The organism is Micromonospora sp. NPDC002411 (assembly GCF_053592955.1).
In genome coordinates this window covers 1-9,152 of record NZ_JBSFBM010000270.1, presented here as the reverse complement: position 1 = coordinate 9,152, position 9,152 = coordinate 1, and the positions used below count along the sequence as shown (strand labels likewise).

10 protein-coding genes are annotated in these 9,152 nt (G+C 72.2%); 4 read left to right on the top strand and 6 right to left on the bottom strand.

Annotated elements, in window-relative coordinates; translation table 11 throughout:
• Nucleotides 1-91: 91 nt before the first annotated feature.
• Genes ACWCO3_RS26165 through ACWCO3_RS26145 form a run of 5 tightly spaced genes read right to left on the bottom strand, consistent with a single transcriptional unit; the run spans nucleotide 92 to nucleotide 5,103 of the window.
• Nucleotides 92-1,213, bottom strand: a complete 1,122-nt coding sequence (locus ACWCO3_RS26165; RefSeq protein ID WP_145783747.1) for a DegT/DnrJ/EryC1/StrS family aminotransferase — start codon at nucleotides 1,211-1,213, stop codon at nucleotides 92-94.
• Nucleotides 1,210-1,893, bottom strand: a complete 684-nt coding sequence (locus tag ACWCO3_RS26160) for an acetyltransferase (RefSeq protein WP_450012531.1) — start codon at nucleotides 1,891-1,893, stop codon at nucleotides 1,210-1,212. The genes ACWCO3_RS26165 and ACWCO3_RS26160 overlap by 4 nt, the downstream gene beginning before the upstream one ends.
• Entirely contained in the window at nucleotides 1,890-3,038 is a 1,149-nt protein-coding gene (locus tag ACWCO3_RS26155) for a DegT/DnrJ/EryC1/StrS family aminotransferase (protein WP_244311796.1), read from the bottom strand. Before ACWCO3_RS26155 ends, ACWCO3_RS26160 begins: the two co-directional genes overlap by 4 nt.
• A complete protein-coding gene (locus ACWCO3_RS26150; protein ID WP_145783743.1) occupies nucleotides 3,035-4,033 on the bottom strand; it encodes an NAD-dependent epimerase/dehydratase family protein in 999 nt (332 codons plus the stop codon). The genes ACWCO3_RS26155 and ACWCO3_RS26150 overlap by 4 nt, the downstream gene beginning before the upstream one ends.
• Nucleotides 4,030-5,103, bottom strand: coding sequence for a Gfo/Idh/MocA family protein (locus tag ACWCO3_RS26145; protein ID WP_145783741.1), 1,074 nt, complete (start codon nucleotides 5,101-5,103; stop codon nucleotides 4,030-4,032). Before ACWCO3_RS26145 ends, ACWCO3_RS26150 begins: the two co-directional genes overlap by 4 nt.
• Nucleotides 5,104-5,421: 318 nt before the next feature.
• Between ACWCO3_RS26145 and ACWCO3_RS26140 the strand changes: the two genes are divergently transcribed.
• The 3 genes from ACWCO3_RS26140 to ACWCO3_RS26130 all read left to right on the top strand — a co-directional run bounded on the left by ACWCO3_RS26140 (nucleotide 5,422) and on the right by ACWCO3_RS26130 (nucleotide 7,883).
• Complete coding sequence (locus ACWCO3_RS26140) at nucleotides 5,422-6,039, top strand: acyltransferase (protein ID WP_145783739.1); 618 nt, start codon at nucleotides 5,422-5,424, stop codon at nucleotides 6,037-6,039.
• Nucleotides 6,040-6,201: 162 nt separating this feature from the next.
• Complete coding sequence (gene aroC / locus ACWCO3_RS26135) at nucleotides 6,202-7,380, top strand: chorismate synthase (protein WP_357843358.1); 1,179 nt, start codon at nucleotides 6,202-6,204, stop codon at nucleotides 7,378-7,380.
• A complete protein-coding gene (locus ACWCO3_RS26130) occupies nucleotides 7,380-7,883 on the top strand; it encodes a shikimate kinase (RefSeq protein WP_145783732.1) in 504 nt (167 codons plus the stop codon). Before aroC ends, ACWCO3_RS26130 begins: the two co-directional genes overlap by 1 nt.
• 45 nt (nucleotides 7,884-7,928) lie before the next feature.
• On the opposite strand, the gene ACWCO3_RS26125 is transcribed toward ACWCO3_RS26130, so the two are convergent.
• Nucleotides 7,929-8,657, bottom strand: coding sequence for an alpha/beta fold hydrolase (locus ACWCO3_RS26125; protein WP_145783729.1), 729 nt, complete (start codon nucleotides 8,655-8,657; stop codon nucleotides 7,929-7,931).
• A gap of 79 nt (nucleotides 8,658-8,736) precedes the next feature.
• Between ACWCO3_RS26125 and ACWCO3_RS26120 the strand changes: the two genes are divergently transcribed.
• Nucleotides 8,737-9,152 (top strand): helix-turn-helix transcriptional regulator (locus ACWCO3_RS26120; protein WP_450012526.1); only part of this gene is annotated, 416 nt, incomplete at its 3' end.

The window sequence follows — 9,152 nt, the reverse complement described above, 5'->3', positions numbered from 1 at the left end:
CCCGCAGCGTCACGTACACGACATCTCCATCCCCAGGTCCGCCTGCCCGTCCGCCGCCCGGGTCGCCTGCGACCTGGGGGAACAGACCCGCTCAGCCGGCCAGCGCGGCGGTCAGCGCGGCGACGACGGCCTGTTGCTGGTCGGCGGTGATCTGCGGATAGATCGGCAGCGAGAGCAGTTCGGTCGCGATCCGCTCCGCGTGCGGGAAGGCCCCCTGCGGGTAGCCGAGGCCGGCGAAGGCTTTCGTCAGGTGCACCGGCACGGGGTAGTGGATCCCCGCCCCGACGCCGCTCGCGTTGAGCCGCGCCAGCACGCGGTCCCGGCGGGCCGGGGTGCCGTCGCCGGGGACCCGGAGACAGTAGATGTGCCAGACGTGCTCGTTGCCCGGCAGGGTCACCGGGCGGAGCACGTCGACCGACTCCAGAAGCGCGTCGTACCGGGCGGCCGCGGCCCGGCGCAGCGCGTTCCAGTTGGCCAGCCGGGCCAGCTTGGCGCGGAGCACGACCGCCTGGAGGCCGTCCAGTCGGCTGTTCACACCGATGACGTCGTGCACGTACTTCTGCACGCCGCCGTGGCTGCCGAGGGTGCGGACCATGGTGGCGACGTCGGCGTCGGCGGTCACCACGGCTCCGGCGTCGCCGTACGCCCCCAGGTTCTTGCCGGGGTAGAAGCTCGTCGCGGCGATGCCGTCGACACCGGCGCCGCGTCCGTGCCGGGTGGCGCCCTGGCACTGCGCGGCGTCCTCGACGATGGCGATGTCACGTCCGGCCAGGCCGTCGCGTAGGCGCTCCACCGGGGCCAGTTGGCCGTAGAGGTGTACCGGGATGATCGCCCGGGTGGCCGGCGTGATCGCGGCCAGCGCCGCGTCGACGTCGATCAGGTACGAGTCGGGATCGCAGTCGACAAGCACCGGTCGGGCGCCGGCACGGGCGACGGCCTCGGCGGTGGCGATGAAGGTGTTCGTGGGCAGGATCACCTCGGCGCCTCCTCCGACGCCGACGGCGCGTAGTGCCAGTTCGAGCGCGTCGGTGCCGTTGGCGACCCCCACGCAGTGGTTCACCCCGGCGAACGCCGCGTACTCGCGTTCGAAGGCGGCCACCTCGGGGCCGCCGATGAAGGCGGTGTCCGCCAGGACCCGCTTGAAGCCGACGGCGACCTCCTCCGCCACCTCGGCGTGCGCAGCCTGCAGGTCCACCAACGGAATCGCGGTCATCGTGCGAGCACTCCCTGCAGAGTTGGCTGACGGACGGGACGGAGGAAGCGGGCCGGATTGCCGGCCCACACCTCGTCGGGGGGTACGTCGTTGAGCACGACCGCACCCATGCCGATGATCGATTTCGCGCCGACGGTGAGCGATTCGCGGATCAGCGCCCCTGCCCCGAGGTAGGCGCCGCGGCCGATCCGCACGGAACCGGAGATCCGCACGCCCGAGGCGATCGTGACGTGGTCGGCGACGATGTCGTCGTGGGTGAGCACGGTCTGCGGCATGATCGCCACGTGCGCGCCGACCGTGACGTCGGCGGTCAGGACGACCTGGGCCAGCAGCACCGAGCCCGGCCCGACCGTGCAGCCGGCGGGCACCTCGGCCGACGGGTGGACGACGCTTGCGTACCGTGCCACCGGCAGGCCCAGCCGCCGTACCACCCGCTCGCGGACGCCGGGGTCGCGGGCGTTGGCGACACAGACCACCACGGCGGCATCGGGCAGGTCGGCGATCGCGTCCAGCGGGCCCAGCACCGGCAACCCGGCACGGGTCACGCCGTGCAGGGCGGGGTCGTCGTCGAGGAAGCCCCGTAGTCGCCAGGTCGGCGCCACCGCGTTGATCGCCGCGACGGTGGCCGCCGTCTCCCGAGCCATTCCGCCGGCACCGACGATCACGAGATCGTTGGTCATCGGCGGACCAGTCCACGAAGCGTTCCGACGATGTGGTCCTGGTCGTCCTCGGTGAGCGCATGGTGCAGGGGCAGGACCAGCGAGTCGCGTGTGATCCGCTCGGTTACCGGCAGCGGGGCCGGTTTGACGCCCGCGTACGCCGGCTCCAGGTGCGACGCCATGATGCCGCGCCGGGCGGACACCCCGGCGGCGGCGAGCGCGGCGAGGGTTTCGTCGCGTCCGACGCCGAACTCGTCGGTGAGCAGCACCCAGAACGTCTGGAAATTGGTGCGGCCGTGCGCCGGATCGCGGACCGCGACCGCACCGGGCACGTCGGCCAGCAACTCGTGGTACCGCGCGGCGAGGTGGCGACGCTGCGCCACGATGTCCCTGAGCTTGCCGAGTTGGACCAGGCCGATGGCGGCCTGGATGTCGGTCATCCGGTAGTTGTAGCCCGTTTCCAGGTACGCCTCGAGGATCGGTTGGGCGCTCGCGTGCCGGTCCGCGGCCGACACGTTCATCCCGTGCTCGCGCAGCCGGCGCAGCCGCACCGCCCAGTCCGCGTCGTCGGTGGTGATCATCCCGCCCTCGCCGGTGGTGAGGAGCTTTCGCGGGTGGAACGACCACGCCGCGAGCAAAGCCCCGGCACCGACCGGAGCACCGTTCACCGTAGAGCCGGCCGCGCACGCCGCGTCTTCGATCAGCGACACGCCCCAGCGGTCGGCGGCGGTCCGCAGCGCGGACACCTCGGCCGGCACGCCGCCCTGGTGCACGGCGATGACGGCCCTGGTGCGCGGGGTGCGCACCGCGTCGAGCGTCGCCACCGTGACGTTGCCGGTGGTGATGTCCACATCGGCGAAGACGGGCCGCGCTCCGACGTAGCGGACCGCGTTGGCGGTGGCGATGAACGACAGCGACGGGACGATCACCTCGTCACCGGGCTGCACCCCGACCGCGACGAGCGCGAGGTGCAGCGCCGTGGTGCAGGAGCTGACGGCGACGCCGTGGGCCGCCCCGACACTGGCGGCGAACGCGGCCTCGAACGCCGCGACCCGCGGGCCCTGGGCGACCCACCCCGAGCGGACAGCGTCCGCCGCGGCCAGTGCCTCCTCCTCGCCGAGCGCGGGGAGCATCACCGGGATGCGGCGGGCCGCCTCGATGGTCACCGCGCCTCCTGGGACCCGCCGTGGGCGGGCTGCTCCGCGCGCCACCACTCGACCAGCCCCTGGAGGCCTTCCCGAAGACCGATCTCCGCCCGGAAGCCGAGTGCCCGCGCGGCGGCGGAGGTGTCGGCGAGTCGCCGGGTGACCCCGTTGACCGTCCGCGCCGGGCCGTACTCCGGGGACAGGTCGCTCTTCATCACCGACAGCAGCGTGCGGGCGAGCTCGTTGAGGCTGGTCTCGACCCCACTGGCGATGTTGAACACCTCGTCGGTGTGCGCCGACTCGGCGGCCAGGATGTTGGCCCGGGCGATGTCGACAACGTCCACGAAGTCCATCGTCTGGGTGCCGTCGCCGAGGATCAGCGGGGGGAGGCCCGCGTCGATGCGCTCCATCCAGCGGATCAGCACCTCGGTGTACAGCCCGTGGACGTCCATCCGCTGGCCGTACACGTTGAAGTACCGCAGGGCCACATAGTCCAACCCGTACATCCCGTGGAAGCTGCGCAGCATGCCCTCGTTGAACGCCTTGGCGGCCCCGTAGAACGTGTCGTTGTTGTACGGGTGGTGCCGTTCGCCGGTGGGGAACTCCTCGGCCAGGCCGTAGACCGACGCCGACGACGAGGCGATCACCTTGCGGACGCCCTCGGCGGCGGCAGCCTCCAGCACGTTGAACGTGCCGTCGACGAGCACCTCGTTGGCCAGTCGGGGCTCCTCGGCGCACTGCGTGATCCGGATGGCGGCGAGGTGGAAGACCAGGTCCTTGCCCCGGGTGACGTCGCGGACGAGGTCGACGTCGCGGATGTCGCCCTCCACCACGCGCACCCGGTCGCTCTGCAGCGCCCACGCCAGGTTCTCGCGCCGGCCGCGTACGAGGTTGTCGAGAACGACGACCTCGCTGGCACCGCCGCGCACGAGTAGGTCGACCACGTGCGAGCCGATCGTGCCGGCTCCGCCCGTCACCAGGGCACGCGCATTCTTGACCGAAACCGCCGCACTCATCGTTCGGACTCTCCTTCCAGATCGACCATCACGCCACCCTTGGTGAGACTGTGCGAGGCTGCCTGCAGGATCTGCAGGACCCGTAGGCCGCTTCGGCCGTCGGTGAGCGCGGGCGATCCGCTGCGGATGGCGCGCGCGTACTCCTCGACCATGGTCCGCAGCGCCTCGCGCTCGGTCAGTGCCGGCGCCACCATGTCCCCCGAGCGGTAGGACACGAGCACGTCGTGGCGTTCTTCGGCGCCGAGTTCGTCCGGCGTCGCCACGTCGACGCCCCGATCGAAGATCGCCAGCCGCTGGCTGGGGTTGAGGTCGTCCCAGACCAGGGTGCGCTTAGAGCCACCGATGATGGTGGTGCGGATCTTGACGGGGGAGAGCCAGTTGACGTGGATGTGTGCGATCGCACCGGTGTTGAGTCGGAGCGTGAGGTACGCGACGCAACTACGGCCGGCGCCGATGCCGTCGACACCGTGCGCGGCGACGGCCACCGGCACGACGCCCGGCGGCAGCACGAAGTCCAGGATGGACAGATCGTGCGGCGCCAGGTCCCAGATCACGTCGATGTCCCGCTGGACCAGACCGAGATTGATGCGAACCGAGTCGAGGTAGTGCAGCTCGCCCAGCTCACCCGCGTGCAGCAGCTCACGGATGCGGAGAACAGCCGGGGTGTAGCAGTAGGTGTGGTCGCACATGAGCGTGAGCCCGCGCCGGTCGGCTTCCTCGACGAGTTGGCGGCCCTCGTCGTAGGTGGCGGCGAGGGGCTTCTCCACCAGCACGTGCTTGCCGGCGCGCAGCGCGGCCAGCGCCACCGGCAGGTGGGTGCCGGCCGGGGTGGCGATCGCGACGGCCTGCACCGCGTCATCGGCCAGCACGGTGTCGAGGTCGTCGGTGACCTGCACGGTCGAGTAGTCCCCAAGCACGCGGCGGGCCCGGTCGACGTCGAGGTCACACAGCCAGCGCAGCCGGAACGCCGTGGATCCCTGGAAGTTGCGAACCAGGTTGGGGCCCCAGTAGCCGGCGCCGATGACGGCGATCCCGATGGGTTGGTCGGAGACGGCAGGTGAAGAAGTCACGGTGATCCGTTTCGTCTACGGCGGTTCGTGGTGGGCGACCAAGAGCCGACGTCCGACACAGCGCAGTGTCGGACCAGGATTGGCACCCGTTGACCTGGCCCGCCCCGGGAAGCTACCGGCCGGCGATCGGCGTGGACAGCGCTGTGTCGGATTTCGGCGGGCCGCCGCTGGGGAACCCATACCTTCGGCCCAGGCGCACCGGCTGTCGGTCGCGTCAATTCGAGCCGACGGGTGCGTGACACGGGCCGCCTCAAGGGCAGCCGGCGGTCCGCGCTGGTTCCTACAGTGATGGGCACCGAACTCACGACGAGGAACGAGATGACCGATTCTGTGGAGCCACACCGCAACGACGTGTTCGTTGCACCCGGCGCCGATGTCGACGTACGCGCGACGATCCAGCCTGGCACGAAGATCTGGCATCTCGCCCAGGTGCGGGAGGACGCCCGCCTCGGGCACGACTGCGTGATCGGCCGGGGCGCGTATGTCGGACCGGGCGTACGCCTCGGCGACAACGTGAAGGTCCAGAACTACGGTCTCGTCTACGAGCCCGCCGTGCTGGGCGACGGCGTCTTCGTGGGGCCCGCGGCAGTGCTCACCAACGACGAGTACCCGCGGGCGGTGACGCCGGAGGGCCGGCTCAAGGGTGGCGACGACTGGACAGCGGTCGGGGTCACCGTGGGGGAGGGCGCGGCGATCGGAGCTCGGGCCGTCTGTGTGGCGCCCGTGACGGTCGGCCGTTGGGCGTTGATCGCCGCGGGCGCCGTCGTCACCACGGACGTGCCCGACTTCGCGCTCGTGGTTGGCGTCCCGGCCCGCAGGGTGGGCTGGGTGGGTCGGGCGGGCGAGCCGCTGGTCGCCAAGGGCGACGGCCGGTTCGTCTGTCCGCGCACGGGCGGTGAGTACCGGGAACTGGCTGGTGTGCTGACGGAGGTGTGAGGGCGGGGAGACCCCTGACCTGGGTCGCTGAGGTCGCTGCCGGCCGGGCTGCCCGGCGCGCCGCCCCGATCCCAGGTTTCCCCTCGGGCCGGGGGCGTCCACCGGGCGGGACACGGCGGGCAGCGTGTCCGGGCGGTGGCCGGCCGTGACAGACTGATCGCTGTGTTGCGTTGGCTGACTGCAGGTGAATCGCACGGTCCCGCCCTCGTCGCGATGATGGAGGGGGTGCCGGCCGGCATCGAGGTGACCACCTCCGTGATCGCCGACGAGCTGGCCCGCCGGCGGCTGGGCTACGGCCGCGGCGCCCGGATGTCGTTCGAGCGGGACGAGGTCGAGCTGCTCGGCGGTCTGCGCCACGGCGTCACGCTGGGCAGCCCGGTGGCCATCCGGGTCGGCAACTCCGAGTGGCCGAAGTGGCAGACCGTGATGGCCGCCGACCCGGTCGACCCCGACGAGCTGGCCCGCCAGGCCCGCAACGCCCCGCTGACCCGACCCCGGCCGGGCCACGCGGACCTGGCCGGCATGCAGAAGTACGGCCACACCGACGCCCGGCCGATCCTGGAACGCGCCAGCGCCCGGGAGACCGCCGCCCGGGTCGCCGTCGGCGCGGTCGCCAAGGCGCTGATCCGTCAGGCGCTCGGCATCGAGATCGTCTCGCACGTCGTCGAGCTGGGCCCGGTGGCCGCGAAGCCCGGTCTGCGTCCGGTCCCGTCCGACGCCGCCCGCATCGACGCTGACCCGCTGCGCTGCCTCGACCCGGAGGCCAGCGCCCTGATGGTCGCCGAGGTCGACGCCGCGAAGAAGGCCGCCGACACCCTCGGCGGCGTGGTCGAGGTGTTGGCGTACGGGGTGCCGCCGGGGTTGGGCAGTCACGTGCAGTGGGACCGCAAGCTCGACGCTCGACTGGCCACCGCGCTGATGTCGATCCAGGCCATCAAGGGTGTGGAGATCGGTGACGGCTGGCAGCAGGCCCGGTCCCGTGGCTCGGAGGCGCACGACGAGATCATTCCGTCCGCCACCGGCGTCCGCCGGGTCACCGACCGGGCGGGTGGCCTGGAGGGTGGCATCACCACCGGGGAGCCGTTGCGGGTCCGCGCGGCGATGAAGCCAATCTCCTCGCTGAACCGGGCCCTCTCCACTGTGGACGTCACCACCGGTGAGCCGGCCACCGCGATCAACCAGCGTTCCGACGTCTGTGCGGTGCCGGCCGCGGCGGTTGTCGCCGAGGCGATGGTGGCGCTGGTGCTCGCCGAGGCGGCCACCGAGAAGTTCGGCGGCGACTCGATCGCCGAGATCCGCCGCAACCTGGCCGGTTACCTCGACGCGCTGGTCATCCGCTGATGGCACCGGTCGTCGTGCTGGTCGGCGCGCCCGGCTGCGGCAAGACCACCGTCGGGCGGGCGCTCGCCGACACCCTCTCGGTGGAGTTCCGCGACACCGACATCGACATCGAGCAGATGGCCGGCAAGCCGATCCCGGAGATCTTCATCGACGAGGGTGAGGCTCACTTCCGTACCCTCGAGCGGGCCGCGGTGGCCGCGGCGCTGGCCGGCGGCACAGGGGTGCTCGCCCTCGGCGGCGGCGCGGTGTTGGCCGAGGAGACCCGGGCCGCCCTGGTCGGGCACCGGGTGGTGTACCTCTCGGTCGAGTTGCCCGACGCGGTGAAGCGGGTCGGGCTCGGCGCGGGCCGCCCGCTGCTGGCGATCAACCCGCGGGCGACCCTCAAGCACCTTCTGGACCAGCGTCGGCCGCTCTACGCCGAGGTGGCCACCGAGACGGTGACCACCGACGGCCGGACCCCGGCGGCGGTCGTCGCCGAGATCGCCGCGCTGCTGCCCCGCTGACGTCCGCACCCGCCGGGGCGGGCTGCCCCCGATTCGGGTCTCTGCTCAGCCCCGGGCGGCCGCGTCGAGGATGTCGGCGAGAGCCTTCGGTTCGCTGAGCATCGGCCAGTGCCCGGTCGGCAACTCGAACAGGTGGCCGCCGGCCAGCCCGGTGAAGAACGGGTGCCCTTCGTCGATCATCTGCCGGACCACGGCGAGCGGGAAGGTGCTGGCGACCAGCGCGGTCGGCACCGGACGACCGCCGGTGCGGCGGACCGGGTCGGTGGCCGCGCGCAGCGGCTGCGGGGTGGCCCGGGCGCGCAGCAGAGCCAACGTGGGCTCGTCCAGACCGGCCAGGTTGGTCGGGTCGGCGGTCGGATCCCAGGCCGGCGGCGGCAGCAGGTCACCGTCGCCGATCGCGGCCCGGAGTCGTTCCTGCTCCTCCGGCGGCACCGTGTCGAACTGCGCGGTGCCGTCCGGCAGTGGTCCGCTCTCCACGTAGACCACCCGGGCGATCCGGTCCGGGATGCGGTCGGCCGCCTGCGCGACCGGCATGCCGCCACCGGAGTGCCCGACCAGCAGCACGTCGCGCAGATCCTCGACCTCGATCAGCCGGACGATGTCCGCTGTGTGCGTCTCCAGGCCGACCTCCGGCCCGGCGAGGTGGTCCCGCTCGGCCAACCCGGTCAGGGTCATCGGGTGGACCTCGTGCCCCTGCGCCCGCAACGTCGCGGTCACCTCCCGCCACGCCCAGGCGCCCAACCAAAACCCCGGAACCAGCACGAACGTCGCCATCTGTCGCTCCTTCTCTCGGTTACCGACAGACCGTACGATCGAATGCGGGCAGAATCCGCCCGGTTTGGAGGAGTGGCCCGTGTCACATCCCGCCGGTCGGGTGCTGGCTCTCCTCGAGGTGTTGCAGACCCGGCACCGCGCTACCGCCGCCGAGCTGGCCGGCTGGCTCGGCGTCGACGAGCGGACCGTGCGCCGGTACGCGGCCACCCTGGTCGAGCTGGGCATCCCCGTCACCGCCGACCGGGGCCGCTACGGCGGCTACCGGCTGCACTCCGGATACAAGCTGCCGCCGCTCATGCTCACCGACGACGAGGCGGTGGCCGTGCTGCTCGGCCTGGTCGTCGCCGAACGGGTCGGGCTCGCCACCGAGCAGCCGGCCACCGCCACCGCCCTGGCGAAGCCCTCGCCCGCTTCGACGGCGGGCTGCACGACCTCACCCTCTCCGGCCCCGCCGTACGGAAGAAGGTCTTCGACGAGGTGGGCCGCTGGGCCGAG

Coding starts and splice junctions, on each gene's coding strand:
- ACWCO3_RS26165 (WP_145783747.1), bottom strand. CDS start 1,213: ATGACCGCGATTCCGTTGGTGGACCTGCAGGCTGCGCACGCCGAGGTG.
- ACWCO3_RS26160 (WP_450012531.1), bottom strand. CDS start 1,893: ATGACCAACGATCTCGTGATCGTCGGTGCCGGCGGAATGGCTCGGGAG.
- ACWCO3_RS26150 (WP_145783743.1), bottom strand. CDS start 4,033: ATGAGTGCGGCGGTTTCGGTCAAGAATGCGCGTGCCCTGGTGACGGGC.
- ACWCO3_RS26140 (WP_145783739.1), top strand. CDS start 5,422: ATGACCGATTCTGTGGAGCCACACCGCAACGACGTGTTCGTTGCACCC.
- ACWCO3_RS26130 (WP_145783732.1), top strand. CDS start 7,380: ATGGCACCGGTCGTCGTGCTGGTCGGCGCGCCCGGCTGCGGCAAGACC.
- ACWCO3_RS26125 (WP_145783729.1), bottom strand. CDS start 8,657: ATGGCGACGTTCGTGCTGGTTCCGGGGTTTTGGTTGGGCGCCTGGGCG.